18 protein-coding genes are annotated in these 18,001 nt (G+C 63.8%); 12 read left to right on the forward strand and 6 right to left on the reverse strand.

Going from position 1 to position 18,001, the window contains the following annotated elements; genetic code table 11:
* Positions 1–28: 28 nt before the first annotated feature.
* Positions 29–799: a 3-hydroxybutyrate dehydrogenase gene (locus tag M2368_RS09995; protein ID WP_332498844.1), complete on the reverse strand. Its 771-nt coding sequence runs from the start codon at positions 797–799 to the stop codon at positions 29–31.
* Between the two features lie 247 nt (positions 800–1,046).
* Here M2368_RS09995 and M2368_RS10000 point away from each other — a divergent pair, with 247 nt between their 5' ends.
* On the forward strand, positions 1,047–1,751 hold the full coding sequence (locus M2368_RS10000; RefSeq protein WP_332730912.1) for an NUDIX hydrolase: 705 nt from the start codon (positions 1,047–1,049) through the stop codon (positions 1,749–1,751).
* 10 nt (positions 1,752–1,761) lie between these two features.
* Here the strand turns inward: M2368_RS10000 and M2368_RS10005 are convergent, their stop codons facing one another.
* Positions 1,762–2,898 carry an acyl-CoA dehydrogenase family protein gene (locus M2368_RS10005; protein WP_332488881.1) on the reverse strand — a complete coding sequence of 379 codons (1,137 nt, stop codon included), beginning with the start codon at positions 2,896–2,898 and terminating at the stop codon, positions 1,762–1,764.
* A 118-nt stretch (positions 2,899–3,016) separates the two neighbouring features.
* Here M2368_RS10005 and M2368_RS10010 point away from each other — a divergent pair, with 118 nt between their 5' ends.
* Complete coding sequence (locus M2368_RS10010) at positions 3,017–3,526, forward strand: GNAT family N-acetyltransferase (RefSeq protein ID WP_332504326.1); 510 nt, start codon at positions 3,017–3,019, stop codon at positions 3,524–3,526.
* On the opposite strand, the gene M2368_RS10015 is transcribed toward M2368_RS10010, so the two are convergent.
* Entirely contained in the window at positions 3,523–3,891 is a 369-nt protein-coding gene (locus M2368_RS10015) for a winged helix-turn-helix transcriptional regulator (RefSeq protein WP_105656244.1), read from the reverse strand. The two genes, M2368_RS10010 and M2368_RS10015, sit on opposite strands and share 4 nt — an antisense overlap.
* 83 nt (positions 3,892–3,974) lie before the next feature.
* Here M2368_RS10015 and M2368_RS10020 point away from each other — a divergent pair, with 83 nt between their 5' ends.
* The 5 genes from M2368_RS10020 to M2368_RS10040 all read left to right on the forward strand — a co-directional run bounded on the left by M2368_RS10020 (position 3,975) and on the right by M2368_RS10040 (position 9,704).
* Positions 3,975–4,583 (forward strand): NAD(P)-dependent oxidoreductase, encoded by a 609-nt coding sequence (locus tag M2368_RS10020; RefSeq protein WP_133834063.1) that lies wholly within the window; start codon positions 3,975–3,977, stop codon positions 4,581–4,583.
* Positions 4,584–4,714: 131 nt separating this feature from the next.
* Positions 4,715–6,379: an ABC transporter substrate-binding protein gene (locus tag M2368_RS10025; protein ID WP_105656242.1), complete on the forward strand. Its 1,665-nt coding sequence runs from the start codon at positions 4,715–4,717 to the stop codon at positions 6,377–6,379.
* Between the two features lie 6 nt (positions 6,380–6,385).
* Positions 6,386–7,318, forward strand: coding sequence for an ABC transporter permease (locus tag M2368_RS10030; protein WP_105656241.1), 933 nt, complete (start codon positions 6,386–6,388; stop codon positions 7,316–7,318).
* Positions 7,315–8,112: an ABC transporter permease gene (locus M2368_RS10035; RefSeq protein ID WP_105656240.1), complete on the forward strand. Its 798-nt coding sequence runs from the start codon at positions 7,315–7,317 to the stop codon at positions 8,110–8,112. Before M2368_RS10030 ends, M2368_RS10035 begins: the two co-directional genes overlap by 4 nt.
* Positions 8,109–9,704, forward strand: coding sequence for a dipeptide ABC transporter ATP-binding protein (locus tag M2368_RS10040; RefSeq protein WP_498724406.1), 1,596 nt, complete (start codon positions 8,109–8,111; stop codon positions 9,702–9,704). Before M2368_RS10035 ends, M2368_RS10040 begins: the two co-directional genes overlap by 4 nt.
* On the opposite strand, the gene M2368_RS10045 is transcribed toward M2368_RS10040, so the two are convergent.
* Positions 9,701–11,389 (reverse strand): long-chain-fatty-acid--CoA ligase, encoded by a 1,689-nt coding sequence (locus M2368_RS10045; RefSeq protein WP_498724407.1) that lies wholly within the window; start codon positions 11,387–11,389, stop codon positions 9,701–9,703. The genes M2368_RS10040 and M2368_RS10045 overlap by 4 nt on opposite strands.
* A 27-nt stretch (positions 11,390–11,416) precedes the next feature.
* Between M2368_RS10045 and M2368_RS10050 the strand changes: the two genes are divergently transcribed.
* Positions 11,417–12,595: a DNA topoisomerase IB gene (locus M2368_RS10050; RefSeq protein ID WP_105656237.1), complete on the forward strand. Its 1,179-nt coding sequence runs from the start codon at positions 11,417–11,419 to the stop codon at positions 12,593–12,595.
* A gap of 9 nt (positions 12,596–12,604) precedes the next feature.
* On the opposite strand, the gene M2368_RS10055 is transcribed toward M2368_RS10050, so the two are convergent.
* The gene (locus tag M2368_RS10055) at positions 12,605–13,705 is read right to left on the reverse strand and encodes an alanine racemase (protein WP_105656383.1); all 1,101 of its coding nucleotides are present in this window, start codon (positions 13,703–13,705) and stop codon (positions 12,605–12,607) included.
* Positions 13,706–13,813: 108 nt separating this feature from the next.
* Positions 13,814–14,602: an IclR family transcriptional regulator gene (locus M2368_RS10060; protein ID WP_105656236.1), complete on the reverse strand. Its 789-nt coding sequence runs from the start codon at positions 14,600–14,602 to the stop codon at positions 13,814–13,816.
* Positions 14,603–14,704: 102 nt separating this feature from the next.
* Between M2368_RS10060 and M2368_RS10065 the strand changes: the two genes are divergently transcribed.
* From M2368_RS10065 to M2368_RS10080, 4 genes are all read left to right on the forward strand, one after another.
* Entirely contained in the window at positions 14,705–15,160 is a 456-nt protein-coding gene (locus M2368_RS10065) for a VOC family protein (RefSeq protein ID WP_133834072.1), read from the forward strand.
* A 162-nt stretch (positions 15,161–15,322) separates the two neighbouring features.
* Positions 15,323–16,027 carry a CoA transferase subunit A gene (locus tag M2368_RS10070; protein ID WP_332502959.1) on the forward strand — a complete coding sequence of 235 codons (705 nt, stop codon included), beginning with the start codon at positions 15,323–15,325 and terminating at the stop codon, positions 16,025–16,027.
* A gap of 2 nt (positions 16,028–16,029) precedes the next feature.
* A complete protein-coding gene (locus tag M2368_RS10075; RefSeq protein WP_105656234.1) occupies positions 16,030–16,680 on the forward strand; it encodes a CoA transferase subunit B in 651 nt (216 codons plus the stop codon).
* Positions 16,677–17,846 (forward strand): acetyl-CoA C-acyltransferase, encoded by a 1,170-nt coding sequence (locus M2368_RS10080; RefSeq protein WP_105656233.1) that lies wholly within the window; start codon positions 16,677–16,679, stop codon positions 17,844–17,846. Before M2368_RS10075 ends, M2368_RS10080 begins: the two co-directional genes overlap by 4 nt.
* Positions 17,847–18,001: the final 155 nt, after the last annotated feature.

Genomic DNA, 18,001 nt, shown 5'->3' on the forward strand with positions numbered 1-18,001 from the left:
GCATGGCAGCCATGCGGGCCCGCCGCACCTATTTCGCGCTCCAGCCGCCATCCATGGTGTAGGACGCTCCGGTCACCATGCCCGCGGCATCCGCACTGAGCCAGGCCGCCAGCGAAGCGACTTCCTCTGGTTCAACCAGGCGCTTGATGGCCGATTCGGCAAGCATGATCTTCTGGATGACATCCGACTCGTCAATGCCATGCGAATTCGCTTGATCGGCAATCTGCCGCTCCACCAATGGGGTACGCACATAGCCCGGGTTGATGCAGTTGCTGGTGATCCCATAGTCGGCACCTTCCAATGCAGTGACCTTCGACAGTCCCTCCAACCCGTGCTTGGCCGCAACGTAGGCGCTCTTGAATGCGCTGGCCCGGAGTCCGTGGATCGAAGAAATATTGATGATGCGGCCGAAGCCGCGCTCGCGCATGCCGGGCAGTGCTGCCCGGATCAGCAGGAACGGCGACTCCAGCATGAGCCGATGGATCAGCCTCCAGGCTTCGGGGTCGTACTCATGGATTGGAGCCACCCTTTGCACGCCGGCGTTGTTAATCAGGATGTCGGTATCCACGCTGAGATCTTCCAGCGACGCGGTATCCGAAAGATCCACAGCCCATGCTTTTCCGCCGAGCTCGCGGGCCGCTTCTTCAGCGGCCTGTTCATTGAGGTCGGCAATCGTCACGGTGGCACCGGCGTCGGCCAATGCCCGGGCACTGGCCAGGCCTATGCCGGAGGCGCCACCGGTAACCAAGGCGCGGCGCCCCTTTAACCCCTGGGGCCATGGGCCAATTTGTTCCGCCATTGCGCTCATCCTCTGCTCGGCTCCCCTGCGGCTTCCAGTTGCGATGCCCGCAGCTTCGCGCAGGTCTCTGTGATTCAAACTAGGCTCCGTCAGGAATCCGGTCAACGGCATTTGCTGTGCAGATTCCGCAGGTCAATGTGCAAGCATGCACAGCGGCTTCTGCCGGTTGCCCGTTTGCTGTGCGCTGGAAGCTAAGCTGGCTCTCGAAGGCTATTTTCACTTCCAAGAGCCAAGGACATGGTAGGCAATGACGACTTCCCCGATACCTGCGACTCCCGCCGAGGTCCCGATCCGCAAAGCGGCCAGTGTTTTGCTGCTGCGCGAGGCAGCTGGCGGGTTTGAGGTTTTCGTCCAGCATCGCGTGAACACCATGGACTTCGCAGCCGGCATGGTGGTTTATCCCGGCGGCCGCGTTGATGCCCAAGACGGCCAAGCGGTGGCGGCAGGAGAGCTGGATCCCGCCTTGCTCAGCGAGCACGCCCGGCAATGGGCGCGCACCTCGATCCTTGGGGAAGGACCAGATCGCGCGGAGCATCTGGCCGGGGAGATCCTGGCCGCAGCACGTCGTGAAGTCTTCGAGGAGACAGGGCTGCTGCTGGATCCTGGCCAACTGCGCCCCTGGGCCAATTGGGTCACCCCAGCCGGTTTCCCGCGGCGGTTCGATACGTACTTCTTTGTCGCGGCCTTGCGCCCCGGCCAGGAACCAGTCCACCAGACCACCGAAGCGGTGATCTCCACATGGATCAGCCCCCAGGAGCTCTTCGCTTCCCTGGAACGCGGCGAGATTAAAATGATGCGCCCCACCCAGCGCACCTTGCGGGATGCGATGGAGCAGGGCGGCATCGAGCAGATCATTTCCAGCGAGCCGGCCATCTCATCGGTTCATCCGGATCCCCGCGATTCCCTCTCGGGAAACGCTGTGCGGAATTCGGAAAAGCAGTTCAACGCCTGATTGCCGCCGGTCAGGATTCCAGCAGCGTGCGTCCAACGATGAGCGACATGATCTCGTTGGTGCCTTCCAGGATCTGGTGCACGCGCAGATCCCGCGTGATCTTCTCCATCCCGTAGTCCGCGAGGTAGCCGTAGCCGCCGTGCAGCTGGATAGCGCTGTTGGCGGCGTTGAACCCGGCGTCCGTGGCCATCTTCTTGGCCATCGCGCAGAGGCGGACGCGGTCCGGGCTCTTCGCGTCCAGTGCGGCGGCGGCACGGCGCAGCAAGGAGCGGGCGGCTTCCAGCTCCATGTCCATTTCGGCCAGCTTGAAGACCAGCGCTTCCTGTCTGGTCAGCGGTCCGCCGAAGGCCTGGCGCTCCTTCAAATACAGCGCCGACTTCTCCAGCGCGCTCTGCCCGCCACCCAGCGAGCAGGCCCCGATGTTCAGGCGGCCGCCATTGAGTGCCTGCATGGCCATGGAGAATCCCTGGCCTTCCTCGCCCAGCAGGTTGGCGGCGGGAATGCGCACGCCTTCCATGATCACCTGGCGAGTGGGCTGCGCCTTCCAGCCCATCTTCTTTTCGTTCGGCCCGAAGCTCAGGCCCTCGGCATCCCCGGGAACAAGGAAGGCGCTGATGCCGCGCGAACCGGTATCAGCGGTACGGGCCATGACGATGTAGAGCGCCGAGCTTCCAGCTCCCGAGATGAATTGCTTGACGCCGCTGAGCACATACTCGTCACCGTCCTTGCGGGCACGGGTTGACAGGGCCGCCGCATCGGAGCCGACTCCGGGCTCGGTCAGGCAGTAGGAGCCCAGGTCGTCCATGGCGGTCATCGATGGCAGCCATTTGGCGCGCTGCGCGTCGTTGCCGAAGGTGTCGACCATCCACACGACCATGTTGTGGATGGAAATGTAGGCGGCCAAGGTCGGGTCGGCCTTGGCGAGTTCCTCGAAGACCAGCACCGCATCGCTGCGGCTCAGACCGGATCCGCCATGATCTTCAGAAACATAGATTCCGCCCATGCCCAGCTGTCCGGCTTCGGCCAGCACATCCACCGGGAAGTGCTGTTCCTGGTCCCACTTCAGGGCATTGGGAGCAATCCTGGTCTCGGCGAAATCATGGACCATCTCGATCAACGACTTCTGGTCTTCGCTTACTTCAAACAACACCGGCTCCTTTGCCTGCACCTTGCGTCTTTGACCTCAGTCTATGTGACGCAAGATACAATGAGAGCCAATAGGATGAGTTCCGAAGCATTCATTTCGAAAGAGTTGGGCTAACCGCATGCAAATCCGGACAAGCACCGCCGGGGATTGGCCTGGGATCTTCGGCTTCTACCGCAAAATCATGGATGAGGGACAGACCTACGCCTTCCCCCAAGGCCAAACCCTTGAAGAAGCCCGCCCCTGGTGGATGGAGACGCTACCAGGGCAAACGGTCGTTGCCGTGGCAGATGGCAGGATCATCGGCTCGGCCAAGATGGGGCCAAACAAGCCCGGACGGGGAGCCCACATCGCCACCGCGTCCTTCCTGGTCGATCCGGAATGCCGCAATCGCGGCGTGGGACGAGCACTGGGCGAATACGTGATCGACTGGGCCCGGCAGGAAAATTATCACGGCATCCAGTTCAATGCGGTCGTCGAGACCAATGAGGCTGCAGTGCGTCTATGGCAATCGCTGGGCTTCAAGATCCTGGGCACCATTCCGGGCGCCTTCAACCATCCGACCAAGGGGCTGGTGGGCCAGCACTTCATGTTCCTGCCGCTGCGTCCTGCTGCTCCACCTGGCCATTAGCCGCGCGCGTCGAACCGCTCACGGGCAGCGAGCACTTTGGGCACATGCTCCTCGGACCACAGGCGCAGGATTTCCATGGGTTCCAGGATCCCGCGTCCCAAATCAGTCAGCTCGTAGTCGACCCGCACCGGCACCTGGGCATATACGGTGCGCTGCACCAGCCCGTCGCGCTCCAGGTTGCGCAGGGTATTGGTGAGCACTTTCGGGGTGACCGCGCCGATGCGCTGGCGTAATGCGGAGAAACGTTGCGGGCCGCCAGCCAGGGACAAGAGGACCAGCGGAGTCCATTTATCGCCTAGGCGCTGCATGATTTCACGTGAAGGGCATTGCTGCACGAACACGTCAAAAGAGCCATGGCTATCCATGAGGAAACCTAGTTTCGTTGTAGTGAGCGGTATCTAAAAGATACCATTGTGCCGGACCCAATTTCCCAAGGAAAGAGAACACCATGAAGATTGCAGTTTACGGAGCTACCGGCATGGTCGGCTCGGAAGTCGTTGCCGAAGCCATTTCACGCGGCCATGAGGTCACCTCGGTCTCCCGTTCGGGCAAGGGAATCGACGGAACCACCACCGTGGCCGCCGAGCTGGGCGACGGGGCAACCTACCGCGACCTGGGAAAGAACAACGACGTGCTCGTCATTGCCGTACCGCCATCGCGCACCGGTGGCGACCACCAGGAATACCTGGATGCCTTCGAGCAGATCACCGAAACCCTGGTCCCAGCCCGCCTGCTGGTTGTCGGCGGCGCCGGCGCTACCGAGGTAGACGGCGTCCGCCTGGTCGACACCCCGGGCTTCCCGGAGGAATACAAGGCCGAAGCCACCACCTGCGCCGAGGTCTACGACATGTTCACCTCGGTTTCCGGCATCACCTGGACCGTCGCGGCTCCAGCCCCGGTGATCATGCCTGCACGCCGCACCGGCAGCTACATCCTGGGCACCGATTCGCCAGCAGGCGACTTCGTTTCCTCCCAGGACTTCGCCGTGGCCATCCTCGATGAAATCGAAAGCCCGGTCCACCAGAACCGCCGCATGACCGTGGCCAGCGAAAAGTAGATCCCCTCGAGGATCTCCGCTAGCCAGGTTTCGTCGGATCGGAGCGATTCGCTCCGATCTGACGAATGCGTTCCAGATGGCTAGAGTTGGTTTGGTCATCACCACTAGTTCATCGAGGTAAGCCCTTCCCCATGCAACGAAACTCGCGCGCGTCCAAGATCCTTGGCTGCGCTATCGCGCTCCCGCTCCTTGGATCCCTTCTAGCCAGCTGCTCGGCAGGTGCAGGACCCGATGCCCCCGCAGAGGAGGCGAAGCCGGTTGCCGGCGGCACCCTGGTCTATGCTTCGGGCGACGCCGAGCCGGCCTGCCTGGATCCGCATGTGGGCGGCAACTACCCGCAAGCCCTGGTCGCAAGCCAGTACCTCGAATCCCTGTTCACCAAGGATGCGGACGGGAAGATCATCCCGTGGCTGGCCGAAAGCACCGAAGTTTCCGAGGACGGCCTGACTCGCACCATCACCCTGCGCGATGGGATTTCCTTCACCGACGGCACGAAGCTCACCGCCAAAGCCATCGAAGCCAACATCGAGCACCTGAAGGATCCGAATACCGCGTCCTCCACCGGCTACCTGGCCGTGGGCAAGGTCGTGGATATCGAGATCGCCGATGAGCTCACCGCCAAGCTGACGCTCTCCGCCCCGGATAACGCGCTGCTGGAATCGCTGTCCATGCCATGGACCGCCATCGAATCCCCCAAGGCGCTGGAACGCGACCAGGCTACCAACTGCGCCTCACCGGTAGGCACCGGCCCGTTCAAGGTCGAATCCTGGGAGCACCAGAAGGCCGTGAACCTGGTCCGCAACGAAGACTACGTGCCGCCGGTCAAGAACGCGGAGCGCTCCGATTCCAAGGCCTATCTGGAGGCCATCACCTGGCGCTTCATCCCTGAGGCCGCCACCCGCTATGCAGCCCTGGTCTCGGGCGAAGTCGATGTCATCGACAACACGCAGCCGGACACCATCGCCACGGCAAAGCAGGACGGCTCGCTGGGCCATCTGGACGCCCCGCGCCCGGGTGCTTCCAACCGCCTGGAGCTGAACAGCTCCAAGGCGCCATTCGATGACCAGCGCGTTCGCGAGGCGTTCATCCGCTCCGTGGATGCCAACGCCGGCGTCAAGGCCCTCTATTTCGGCACCACCGAGCGCAGCTACTCGCTGCTGTCTTCAGCCGAACCGCTGGGCTACTCCGATGAATCGCTGTTCACCACCGACGTTGCCAAGGCCAACGCGCTGCTCGATGAAGCAGGCTGGAGCGAACGCGACGCCGAGGGCTACCGCGTGAAGGACGGCAAGCGCCTATCGCTGGACTTCCCGGTCTCCACCAACCAGTCGGTTCCTGCCGAGCAGTCCCTGTTCGAGCAGTTCCAGGCCCAGGCCAAGGCCGTGGGCTTCGAGGTGAAGATCCAGCTGCTGGACCTGTCCAGCTGGTACGGCGCCCTGGCCAAGCACGATTACAACTTGGTCTCGGCTCCCTACACCAAGGTCGGCCCGTCGGTGCTGCGCATCTTGTACCACTCCGACTCGACCGTCCCTGCGCCATCGGGCTACTTCGCCAACAATGCGCAGGTGAAGAACGAGAAGCTCGATGGGATCCTGGCCCAGGCCGAAGAGGCCAATGATGAAGCCCAGCGCGCTGCGCTGTACGAGCAGGCCCAGAAGCTGGTCCTGGAGGGCTACTACGTGCTGCCGCTCTACGACCAGCAGAACCACTTCCTCTACGGCAAGAACGTGCACGGCATCGGCGCCACCACCGCGGTGTCTTCGCCGGTCTACTACGACACCTTCATCACCAAGTAGCACCCCATGGGCACGATTGCTTGGGCCGGGCGCAAGATCGGCGGCGCGCTGGTGGTGCTGTGGCTGGTGGCCACCGCCATCTTCATCGCCATCCGGCTGATCCCCGGCGACCCGGCCGAAGCAATCATGGGCGGCCCCGGTTCCCAGGCCTCGGCCGAAGCGCTGGCCGCGGCCCGCGCCGAGTACGGACTGGACCTGCCGCTCATCTCCCAGTACCTGATGTACCTGGGCAAGCTGGCCACCTTGGACTTCGGCACCTCCTATTCGCTCAAGCAGCCGGTCGCCGGCATCATGGGCGATCTCCTGCCCAATACCCTCTGGCTTGCGCTGCTGGCCCTGGCGGCCGCCTGGGTGCTGGCCCTGGGCTTCGCGGCATCGGCCATGCGGGCCAACCGCTTTGGCGCATGGCTGGGAAATATCGTGGAGATCATTGCCGCCGCCGTGCCGCACTTCTGGCTCGGCGCGGTGCTGATCATGCTCTTCTCCTCGATGCTCGGCTGGCTGCCGGCCGTGGATAACGGCACCGCCCAGGGTTTGGTACTTCCCGTGCTGACCTTGGCATTGCCGCTGGCCGGGTTCCTCACCCAGCTGATGCGCGATTCGCTGAGCGCAGCCCTGGGCAGCCAGTTCGCGCTGGCCGCGCGTGCCCGTGGCGAAAGCCGGCTGGCGGTCTTCTGGCGCCATGGCTTGCGCCACGCCGCCTTGCCTGCCCTGGGCCTGACCGGCTGGGCTTTCTCCTCGCTGCTTTCCGGCGCGGTGGTGGTCGAGGCGATCTTCGCCCGTCCGGGCCTGGGGCGCTCGCTGCTTTCTGCGGTGCTGGCCCGCGACATCCCGATGGTCACCGGCATCGCGCTCTTCTCCGCGCTGGTCTACATCGTGGTCATGGCGATCACCGAAGGCATCGAGCGAGCCATCAATCCGGCAGGGGCGAGCTCATGAGCCGCACCGCAAGAATCTTCGCCGCCGCATTCATCGCCTTGTGGGTGCTCATCGCGCTGGTTCCTTCGGTGCTGGCCCCGGGCGATCCATTGGCTATCAACCCGGCCGAGGCATTCAGCAAACCCGGCGCCGCGCATTTCTTCGGCACCGACGAATCGGGCCGCGACATCTATACCCGTGTCATCCATGGTGCCCGCGACTCGTTGGCTATCGGCCTGGCGGCCACGGGATTGGGCATGGGATTGGCCATCGTCTTGGGCACAGCTGCGGCATTGTCCCCGCGCTGGCTCGACGAGATCATCCTGCGCGTGCTCGAAGCGCTCTACGCGATTCCGTCCTTGCTGATGGCACTGCTGATCATTGCCTTCACCGGCCCCGGTGTCGGTCCGGCCATCGTCGCGGTGGGCCTGTCCACCGCACCGGGATATGCCCGGCTGGTGCGCAGCCAGATCCGCACGCTGAAGAGTTCGGAAATGCTGGAGGCAGCCACCGTGCTGGGCCGCGGCTCGTGGCTGCTGGTCCGCAACCATTTGGTTCCCAACGCCCTCAAGCCCCTGCTGGCTCTGGTGACCTTGGGGATCGGCCAAGCCGTGATCTGGGCTGCTGCCCTGTCCTTCCTGGGCTTGGGCACTCCCCCGCCAGCTCCCGAATGGGGTGCCATGCTTTCGGCCGGGCGCACCTACCTGCACTTCGCGTGGTGGATGAGCTTGTTCCCCGGCTTGGCGATAGTTGTCGTGGCCGCAGGCGCCACGCTGATTGGCCGCGCGCTGGGCGGAAGGGCAAGGACAGCATGAACGAGCAAGCACTGATTACGGTCAAGGACCTTTCGGTCCGTTTCGGTTCCGCCGTGGCGGTGAAGAACATTTCCTTCACCGTCCAGGCCGGACGTTGCCTCGCATTGGTCGGCGAATCCGGGTCGGGCAAATCCGTCACCGCCCGCAGCCTGCTGGGACTGTCCGGAGGCATCGCGAAAGCCGACGAGCTGACTGTCTGCGGGCAGGACGCCTTGGAGCTTTCCGACCGCGGCTGGCAGCAGATCCGCGGGAATTCGGTGTCCATGATCTTGCAGGATGCGCTGATGGCGCTCGATCCGCTGCGCCCGGTGGGCCGGGAAATCGGTGATGCGCTCAAGGCGCACGGCAAGATGTCCAAATCCGAGCGCCAGCAGCGAGTGCTCCAGGTGCTGGAATCCGTGCGCATGCCCGAGCCCGGGCGCCGTGCCAAGCAGCGTTCCACCGAGCTCTCTGGCGGCATGCGCCAGCGTGCCCTGATTGCCCAGGCCCTGGCCGGCAACCCGCAGGTGGTCATCGCCGATGAGGCAACCACCGCCTTGGACTCTGCGCTGACAGCACTGGTCCTTTCGCAGCTGCGCGAGCTCAAGGAGCAGGGCCGCGGCGTGCTGATGATCAGCCACGATCTGGCCCAGGTAGCGCATTTGGCCGACGACATCGCGGTGATGCGCAACGGTGCAATCGTTGAGGCCGGCAGCACCGGGCAGATCCTGGGCGACCCGCAGCACGAGTACACCCGCCAATTGCTGCGGGCCGTGCCTTCGGGGATACCGCGCTTCGCCCCGTTGTCGGCAGCCAGCAAGCCGTTGACGGCACCACCGCCAGAAGCACCCGCCACTACTGTCCCCGCGTTATCAGTCACGCAGCTGTCCAAAACGTTCGGCAAGCACCAGGCCGTGGATGCGATCAGTTTCGAACTGCCCCGGGGCAAGACCCTGGGCGTTGTCGGCGAATCCGGGTCCGGGAAGACCACCACCGCGCGCATGGTGCTGGGCTTGCAGAAGCCTGATGCAGGCAACATCAAGCTGCTCGGCGAGCACTTTGCCCCGGCCCTCGAATCCCAGCGCCGAAAGCTGCGCGAACAAATGGGCGCGATCTACCAGAACCCGTTGGGGTCTTTCGATCCGCGCTATTCGGTGGGGCAGCTGCTGGCCGATGCGCTGAGCCGCGGCAAGTCCAAGCGCGCAGCCGAGTACCGCAAGCCGGTGGCTGAACTGCTCGAACAAGTGGAGCTGTCCACCGAATTGCTGGGCCGCAACCCGCGCGAGCTTTCCGGCGGGCAGCGCCAGCGCTTGGCGATTGCCCGTGCGCTAGCGCCCAAGCCGCAGGTGCTGGTCCTTGACGAGCCGGTCTCGGCCTTGGATGTATCAATCCAAGCCACGGTGCTGGACCTGCTGGATCGGATCCAGCTGGACACCGGAACCAGCTACCTGTTCATCAGCCATGACCTGTCGGTGATCGAGCACATGAGCGACTCCGTTGCGGTGATGCATGAAGGCAAAATCATCGAGCAGGGCTCTACTGACCAAGTCTTCGGCGCCCCGCAGCACGATTACACGAAACTGCTGCTCTCGGCGATGCCGCGGTTGCGCTAGACCAGATCGACCATCTGGTCCTTGACCTGCTTGCGCAGGATCTTGCCCAGCAGCGAGCGCGGCATCTCATCGATCTGCACGATGCGCTTAGGCACCTTGTAGGCGGCCAGCAGCTCGCGGCAGTGGGCGCGCAGCGCGTCCTCGTTCAGCCCGCAGCCCTCTTCGAGCTGCACCGCGGCAACTACCATTTCGCCGCCGCGGGCCAACGGCTTTCCGAAGACCGCGGCATCGGCCACGTCAGCGTGCTGGCGCAGGGCGATCTCGACCTCGGTCGGTGAAACGTTGAAGCCGCCGGTGATGATCAGCTCCTTGGCGCGGTCCACCACCTGGGCGAAGCCGTCCTCGTCAACGGTGACCACATCGCCCGAACGCAGCCAGCCGTCCTCGGTCTTGGCCTTGGCCGTTTCCTCCGGGTTGTTCCAGTAGCCCTGGAACACCTGCGGGCCCTTGATCAGCAATTCGCCCGGTTCTCCCTGGGCCACTTCCCGGCTCGGGTCCTCCACGTCCACGACCGTCATCAGTGTCGAGGGGAAGGGCACGCCGATGGTGCCGGTGCGGCGGCTGGGGTGGAACGGGTTGCCCAAGGCCACCGGCGAGGACTCGGTCATGCCGTAGCCTTCTACCAGCAGGCCGCCGGACATCGATTCCCACAGCTCCACCACATGGTCGGGCAGGTTCATCGCCCCGGAGATGCAGTACTTGGCGCTCTTCAGCGAGACACCGCGCTCCTTGGCCGCCAGGGCGGTGCGCTCGTAGATCGGCGGCACCGCGCAGTACACGGTGGCCGGGGACTTCTTCCAGGCATCCAGGATCATCTGCGGATCGAACTTCGGGAAGAGCACCAGCAGGCTCTGCTTCTTCACGCCGAAGGTCAGGTACAGGGTCATGCCGAAGGCATGGAACATCGGCAGGATCGCGTAGAGGATTTCCTCGCGCTCCTGCGCCCCGAGCATCCAGGCCTCGCCCTGCAAGGCGTTGGAATAGAGGTTGAAGTGGGTGAGCATGGCGCCCTTGGGGTGGCCGGTGGTCCCCGAGGTGTACTGGATGACCGCCAGGTCATCGACATCCGGATGCGGGTGGTTGGCATCCAATTGCGCACCGGAGAGCAGGTCCTTCCATGCCACGGTGCCCGAGGTGCGGGCCGTGAGCGACGCCTTGGTCTCGCGCAGCTTCTTGACCGGCAGGTTCAGCGCCAGGCGCTTGACCGCGGGGAAGGCTTCGAGCAGGTTGACCGAGACGATCGAGTCCAGCTGCACGTCCTTGGGGAATTCCTGGACGTTGGCCACGACCTTGTCCCAGGCAATCGCGATGCGCGCCTGGTGGTCCTCGAACTGGTGGCGCAGTTCCCGCGAGGTGTACAGCGGGTTGTGCTCCACCACGACGGCGCCAAGGCGCAGGATCGCGTAGAAGGCGATCACGTGCTGCGGGCAGTTGGGCAGGATCAGCGCAACGCGGTCGCCGGCGCGCACGCCGAGCTTGCGCAGGCCCTCGGCGGCCTTGGCTACCTGCGCGCCCAGATCGGCGTAGCTGGTGCGGCGGCCGAAGAATTCGGTCGCCGGGCTATCGCCGGCTTCACGCACGGAGCGCTCGAACATGCGGCTGAGCGGTTCGGTGGGCAGCTCGATTTCGGCCGGGACTCCCGGCTGGTAATTTGCCACCCATGCGGGCGCAGCACTATTTTCCATACCTCCAATCATGCCCTGTTACGGGACATGGCGCGATTCCAGGTCTTCCCGGGTGCAAACGACGCGCTGCAGGTGGCGGATCCGCCCGCTGGCGTCAATGCCCCGGCACCGCACAGCTGGGATTTTCCTGCGAACACCCGGAGCAGGGCAGCGATCGGCGATAGCGTGTGCGTGATTGCACGGCTACGCAACTACCGGGAGGCATCCATGCCAGCACGCCGAAGCAAACGGCTTCCCATCACGCGCCGGCGCGCGGGAACCGGCTTCTTCTACCTGGAAGGGGCACGCACGGTGAAGGACCAGCACCTGCTGGATCGGATCAGGCAATTGTCGATCCCGCCGGCATGGAAACAGGTCCAGATCGCTGCCAGTGCGCGGGCCAAGGTCCAAGCTCGCGGAATCGATGCGGCAGGACGCACCCAGATGATCTACCACCCCGATTTCCGCGAGCGGCAGGATGCCGCCAAATTCGACCGGTTGCCGGCGTTCGGCCGCGCACTGCCCAATCTCCGCCGCCAGCTGCTGCGGGATCTGCGCCGGGGAAGAAACGACAAGGACAGGGTCACTGCGGCCGTGGTCCTGCTGCTGGATCTGCATCTGCTGCGCATCGGCACGCACGCCTACTCGCGTTCCAACCAATCGTTCGGGGCCGCTTCGCTGCGAGCCAAGCATCTGGAGGTCCAAGGGCATTGCGCCACCCTCGAGTTTCCCGGCAAGAGCGGCCAGCAGCAGCATGTGAAAATCAGGAGCCGGCGACTGGCACGAGTACTGGTCCAATTGCGCGATCAGCCGGGCTACGAGCTTTTCCGCTACCTGGATGACGATGGGCACTCGCACCTGCTCCAGCCTGCGCAAATCAACCGGTACCTCGAGGAGCATCTGGGTAGCGGATTCACCGCCAAGGACTTCAGGACCTGGGGCGGCAGCTTAGCGGCTTTCAGGGCACTGATCGAGGCTCCCGCCTCGGCTATGGCTGCCGATGATGCCAGGAATCTGCGCAAGCTGGCCATCGAGCAGGCCGCCGGAAAACTGGGCAATACTCCCGAAATCGCGGCCGGCTCCTATATCGATCCCCGTGTGCTGGAGCTGGCGGACGATCCGGAAAAATTGGCGGCGCTGCGCCGTTCCAAACGGCAGCTGGGGACCAAGAACCATTTGGATCCGGCTTCGCGCTGCCTGCTGCGGTTCCTTGAAAGGGCCAGCTAGGTTCAGAATCTAGAAGTTCAGTCCGCGGGCCGCTACATCCCATACCTCGCTGGTGCCGTCCTCATGCACTGCCAGCACGTTGTCGACCAGGTTCACCGCGACGCAGACATGGTTCGGGATGACGTGGAGCTGCTCGCCGTGGGCCGGCAGGTCCAAGTGCTCGGGCCACAGCACGGTGGCGTGATGCTCCGATAGTGCGCTGATGCGGGCTTCAGGGCACTGGGCGATGCGCCCGTATCCGGTGGCCCAGGCCGGGCGGTCGCTTCCGAGCACCTTGCTGCCGGCGTCCAGCACGATGCGCCGGGGAATCTGCCCATCGCCTTCATGGCGGCTGATCACGGTGGAGGCGACGGTCAGGGAAATATCCTCCCAGCGCACGCGCCCCAGCTCGAACTGCTGCGCATCGCCGAAGACGTATACCCCTGGACGCACCTCGGTCAGCACCGAGTTGTCGCTCAGTTCGGCGGTCGGGGTGGAGCCCCCGCTGATGCGCTTGATGGCATGCCCGGCCTCGCGCAGCAGGCACGCCGCTTCGGCCAGGGCCTTGTGCTCATCGTTGAGTGCCGCGTCGATGCCGTCCGGCGAGTAGCTGTGGCCGGGGAAGGTGAAGATCCCATGCACGCGCATGCCTGCCGCACGGGCGGCATCGGCTATTTCCACCGCGCCTTGCGGGCTGGTGCCGCTCCGATGATGGCCGCTGTCGATCTCGATGACGAGCTTGATCTTGGAGGCCTTCTCCCCCAGCATCCTGGCCATCTGCTGCACGGCCTGGACAGAGTCCGTGCCGATGCTCAGCTTGGCACGGCGCATCAGCTCCAGGATGCGTGCCGCCTGGGATTCATTGACCCACAAAGGGTAGGCGATGAAGATCTTCGCGACCCCGTGCAGCGCAAACGCGAGGGCTTCGCCGACAGTTGCCACGGTGAGTCCGGCGGCACCGGCGTCCATCTGGCGTTCGGCGATTTCATGCATCTTGTGCGTCTTGGCATGCGGGCGCAGTTTCAGGCCCTGGCTCGCCACCCGGTGGGCCACCCGGTCAATGTTCTGCTGGAGCTTCGCTACGTCAACGATGACCTGCGGGGTGTTGATTCCGGCCGGGATAGTGCCCAAATTTTCCGTCCTTCTGCACTTGGCTGCGTCACGGGGAATCCTGGAAATAGGCATTCCCGCCGATCTGAAAGATTACCGCAGGAAGCTTTGTACAGGGGAAGGAAAAAACTAGCGTGGCAGCGTGCTTGACCGGGCCGACAGCTTGGTGGACAACTCATGCGCGTGGTGCAGCAGCAGATTGCCCAGCTCTTCGCGGCGGTCCGCTTCAAAACGCGTGTGGATCCCGGTCAGGCTCAGTGCCCAGGCAGGCTGTCCCGAGTTGTCGAAAACCGCAGCACCCATGCCCCAGCTGCCCTCGACGATCAAGCCGGGGTTGACCGAATAGCCCAGCTGGCGGGTTTCGGCGACCTTTTTGCGCAGCTCTTCGCGCGAATGCGCCGGCCCATATCCTGGCTCTAGATCGGCATCGCGCAGGTAGCGCTCAATGCCCTGTTCAGGCAGGAAAGCAAGGATCGCGATTCCGGCCGAAGCGACTCCCAGCGGGAAGCGCCGTCCTTCATACAGCACGAACGAGCGGATGGGAAAGGCTCCATCCTGGCGCAGCAAACACACGGTTTCGTCCCCTCGCCGCGCCGAGAGGAACGCACTTTCCCCGGTCGCCTCGGCCAGCGCGGCAACATGCTCGCGGGCCAATTCGCTGATGTCGTAGCGCTCGGCTGCCACCGCGCCCATGAGGTAGAGCTCGGGGCCAAGCAGCCAGCGGCCGGTGCGATGATCGTGGTCGCAGAATCCTTCGGTGGCCAACGCGCTGAGCAGGCGATGCACGGTGGGCCGGGCCAAACCGGTGCTCCGGGCCGTTTGCGTCGTGGTGATGCCCTCGGGCATTGCGGTGCTCACGGTGCGAAGCACGGCGGCCAGCCGCCCTACGACTTGGGTTCCAGCCGGGGAATTGCTCATGACCACATTATGGACGATCGGTTCCGGGCCGGATAATTCCCGCTTCATACTTTGTCGCCGTACCCCTGTTGCTATCGAGCTGGTCGGCGGATAATTCAGCACATGGAAAATACATGGCAAATCGTCATCGACTGCGCCCGCCCGCAAGCAATGGTCCGGTTCTGGGCCGAAGCCTTGCGCTACGTTCCCGAGCCTGCCCCGGACGGGCATCCCACGTGGCGCGCCTACTGGCAGTCCATGGGCGTGCCGGATGATGAATTGCCGCCCGGAACCGGTGATGAACCGGAGTCGCTGGTCGATCCGCAAGGTGGTGGGCCAAGGATTTGGTTCCAGCAGGTACCGGAGGCCAAGAGCATCAAGAATCGCCTGCATCTGGACTTGCTGGTCAGCGGCGGCCGCGGCGTTCGCTTCGAGGAACGCAGGCAAATCATCACCGACGAGGCAGAGCGCCTGGTGGCCCTGGGGGCCAAAGTCCGCACCGTTCACGACATGCCGGAGATGGGCCATTTCGCTATCTGCATGCTCGATATCGAAGGCAATGAGTTCGACATCGTCTAGCCCTCTCAGATGTGTCCATAATATGGACCGCTTGGCCATTCCTCCTCACCATCCGACCAGTTACCCGGCAATGCACCGGGTCTATTGCATGCTCACCTGCGACTACGTACGTTAGAGGATAAGCAGATCCGCGCTCCACATAGTGGACACATGGAGGAATCGATGACAACGAAGTTTCGGGATGACGCAGCCGCCGCCTTGGCTGCCGTCGTCAAGGATGGCATGACCATCGCAGTGGGCGGTTTCGGCCTCTCCGGCATCCCCAACCGCCTGATCACCGCACTGCGGGATTCGAAGGCAACCAACCTGACCATCGTGTCTAACAACATGGGCGTAGACGGCAAAGGGCTGGGCATCCTGCTGGAAAATAAGCAGGTCTCCAAGGTCCTGGCCTCCTACGTCGGGGAGAACAAGCTGTTCGCACAGCAGTTCCTCGATGGGGATCTGGAAGTTGAATTCTGCCCGCAGGGGACCTTGGCCGAGCGCTTGCGCGCCGGCGGGGTGGGCATTCCCGCCTTCTTCACCCCCACCGGCGTGGGAACTCCGATCGCCGAAGGCAAGGAAGTCATGGAATTCAACGGCAAGCCAGCGATCCTCGAGCGTGGAATCTTTGCCGATATCGCACTGGTCAAGGCGCACCAGGCCGACGCCGAAGGCAACCTGCGCTACCGGATGACCTCGAAGAACTTCAACCCGCTGGCTGCCATGTCCGGCCGCCATACCTTCGCCGAAGCCGAGGAAATTGTCGAGGGCTACCTGGATCCGTCGCTGGTGGAGACCCCCGGCATCTTTGTGCAGACCCTGGTGCAGGCCGATGCGGTCAAGGACATTGAACAGCGCACCGTGCGCAGCCGACAGGAGGCCTGAGCATGTGGACTCGCGATGAAATGGCGGCCATTGCCGCTAGCGAATTAACCGATGGCCAGTATGTGAATCTCGGTATTGGAATCCCCACGATGGTGGCCAACAACTTGCCGGAAGGCGTTTCGGTCAAGCTGCAAAGCGAAAACGGCCTGCTGGGCATGGGTCCCTTCCCCTATGAAGGTGAAGAAGATGCGGATCTGATCAATGCAGGCAAGCAGACCGTGACCATCCTGCCCGGCGGCAGCTTCTTCGATTCGGCGACCTCCTTCGGCATGATCCGCGGCGGCCACGTCCAGACCGCGATCCTCGGCGCCCTGCAAGTGGCTGCCAATGGCGATCTGGCCAATTGGACCATCCCGGGCAAGCTGGTCAAGGGGATGGGCGGCGCCATGGACCTGGTCGCCGGCACCCCGCGCGTGATCGTTCTGACCGATCACGTGGCCAAGGACGGGACATCCAAGATTGTGGAGAAATGCGACCTGCCGCTCACCGGAGTCGGCGTGGTCAACCGCATCATCACCGACCGAGCAGTGTTTGATATAGAAAACTCGACCTTGACCCTGCGCGCAGTAGCCCCGGGTGAAAGCGTGGAAACCATCAAGGAAATCACGGCAGCAGAATTTGCCGTGGATATTGTGGAGGATCTGAAAGCATGACCGCAAAGATTGTGGGCTACGCCCGTACCCCATTCGTGAAATTCAACGGCGCCTTCGCCGCTGTTCCAGCCACCGAGCTCGGCGCCCATGCCGGCAAGGCCGCGCTGGAACGTGCCGGAGTTGATCCCAGCGAGGTCCAGCAGGTCATCGCCGGCCAGGTGCTGCAAGGTGGCGCCGGCCAGAACCCGGCCCGTCAATCCGCCGTGGGTGCCGGCATTGCGCTGGACGTTCCGGCCATCGCCGTGAATGCCGTATGCCTCTCAGGTGCCGAGGCCGTTGTGGCAGGAGCCCGCCTGATCAATAGCGGCGAGGCAGACGTTGTCCTGGCTATCGGCCAGGAATCCATGTCGCTGGCTCCGCATGTGCAGCGCGCCCGTGCCGGAACCAAGTACGGTGCCATTGAACTGATTGACACCCTGGAATACGACGGCCTGACCGATGCTGCCGAGAAGCGTTCGATGGGCGCTTCCACCGAGGAGCACAATGCCAAGTTGTCGATGACCCGCGAGGCCCAGGATACGGTCTCGGCCGCATCCCACCAGCGCGCTGCCGCGGCCCGAGATTTCGCAGCCGGCGAGATTGCGCCATTTACCATTTCCAGCCGTCGCGGCGACACCACGATCAGCGAAGATGATGGCATCCGCGAAGCAACCACCGTGGAATCCTTGGGCAAGCTGCGTCCGGCCTTTGCCAAGGAAGGCACCATTACCGCGGGCAACTCCTCGCAGATCACCGACGGCGCAGCAGCCGTGGTGCTGGCCAGCGATGCGGCCATTGAGCGCCTGGGCCTGAAGCCGCTGGCCGAAATTCTCTCGCACGCTTTCGTTGCCGGCCCGGACCGCACCCTGCACGAGCAGCCATCCAATGCCATCAGCGCAGCCCTGGAGAAGGCCGGCGCCAAAGCCCAGGATCTGAAGGCCGTCGAAATCAATGAGGCGTTCGCCGCTGTTTCGGTGCAGTCCACCAAGGCACTGGGTCTCGATGCCTCCATCGTGAATCCGCATGGTGGCGCGATTGCCCTGGGCCACCCGATTGGCGCTTCCGGTGCACGCATCATTGGCACGTTGGCCCGCCAGCTCCACGAGATGCCGGCCGGCTCGCTGGGCGCCATCGGCATCTGCGGTGGCGGCGGCCAGGGCACCGCAATGGTGCTGCGTTCGCTGTAGCCGCTGTCCGATTAGCCGGTGCGGTTGGGTCTGTCGGGATCCAACCGCACCGGCTTTTCCTTTTACCGGTGAAGTGAAAGGCGGAACTCGCTCCTTAACCCGCCGCATATTTCTTAACTGGACTTTGTTCTTCCACTTACTTGTTATGTAATTGG

The organism is Arthrobacter sp. JUb119, from assembly GCF_024807995.1.
Classification (GTDB): domain Bacteria; phylum Actinomycetota; class Actinomycetes; order Actinomycetales; family Micrococcaceae; genus Glutamicibacter.

What these genes read in the sequence shown, in the direction of transcription:
- M2368_RS10010 (WP_332504326.1), top strand. Translation starts at nt 3,017, where the DNA reads ATGCAAATCCGGACAAGCACCGCCGGGGATTGGCCTGGGATCTTCGGC.
- M2368_RS10015 (WP_105656244.1), bottom strand. Translation starts at nt 3,891, where the DNA reads ATGGATAGCCATGGCTCTTTTGACGTGTTCGTGCAGCAATGCCCTTCA.
- M2368_RS10070 (WP_332502959.1), top strand. Translation starts at nt 15,323, where the DNA reads ATGACAACGAAGTTTCGGGATGACGCAGCCGCCGCCTTGGCTGCCGTC.
- M2368_RS10075 (WP_105656234.1), top strand. Translation starts at nt 16,030, where the DNA reads ATGTGGACTCGCGATGAAATGGCGGCCATTGCCGCTAGCGAATTAACC.
- M2368_RS09995 (WP_332498844.1), bottom strand. Translation starts at nt 799, where the DNA reads ATGGCGGAACAAATTGGCCCATGGCCCCAGGGGTTAAAGGGGCGCCGC.
- M2368_RS10080 (WP_105656233.1), top strand. Translation starts at nt 16,677, where the DNA reads ATGACCGCAAAGATTGTGGGCTACGCCCGTACCCCATTCGTGAAATTC.
- M2368_RS10050 (WP_105656237.1), top strand. Translation starts at nt 11,417, where the DNA reads ATGGCGCGATTCCAGGTCTTCCCGGGTGCAAACGACGCGCTGCAGGTG.
- M2368_RS10030 (WP_105656241.1), top strand. Translation starts at nt 6,386, where the DNA reads ATGGGCACGATTGCTTGGGCCGGGCGCAAGATCGGCGGCGCGCTGGTG.
- M2368_RS10060 (WP_105656236.1), bottom strand. Translation starts at nt 14,602, where the DNA reads ATGAGCAATTCCCCGGCTGGAACCCAAGTCGTAGGGCGGCTGGCCGCC.
- M2368_RS10000 (WP_332730912.1), top strand. Translation starts at nt 1,047, where the DNA reads ATGACGACTTCCCCGATACCTGCGACTCCCGCCGAGGTCCCGATCCGC.
- M2368_RS10065 (WP_133834072.1), top strand. Translation starts at nt 14,705, where the DNA reads ATGGAAAATACATGGCAAATCGTCATCGACTGCGCCCGCCCGCAAGCA.
- M2368_RS10020 (WP_133834063.1), top strand. Translation starts at nt 3,975, where the DNA reads ATGAAGATTGCAGTTTACGGAGCTACCGGCATGGTCGGCTCGGAAGTC.
- M2368_RS10025 (WP_105656242.1), top strand. Translation starts at nt 4,715, where the DNA reads ATGCAACGAAACTCGCGCGCGTCCAAGATCCTTGGCTGCGCTATCGCG.
- M2368_RS10045 (WP_498724407.1), bottom strand. Translation starts at nt 11,389, where the DNA reads ATGGAAAATAGTGCTGCGCCCGCATGGGTGGCAAATTACCAGCCGGGA.
- M2368_RS10035 (WP_105656240.1), top strand. Translation starts at nt 7,315, where the DNA reads ATGAGCCGCACCGCAAGAATCTTCGCCGCCGCATTCATCGCCTTGTGG.
- M2368_RS10040 (WP_498724406.1), top strand. Translation starts at nt 8,109, where the DNA reads ATGAACGAGCAAGCACTGATTACGGTCAAGGACCTTTCGGTCCGTTTC.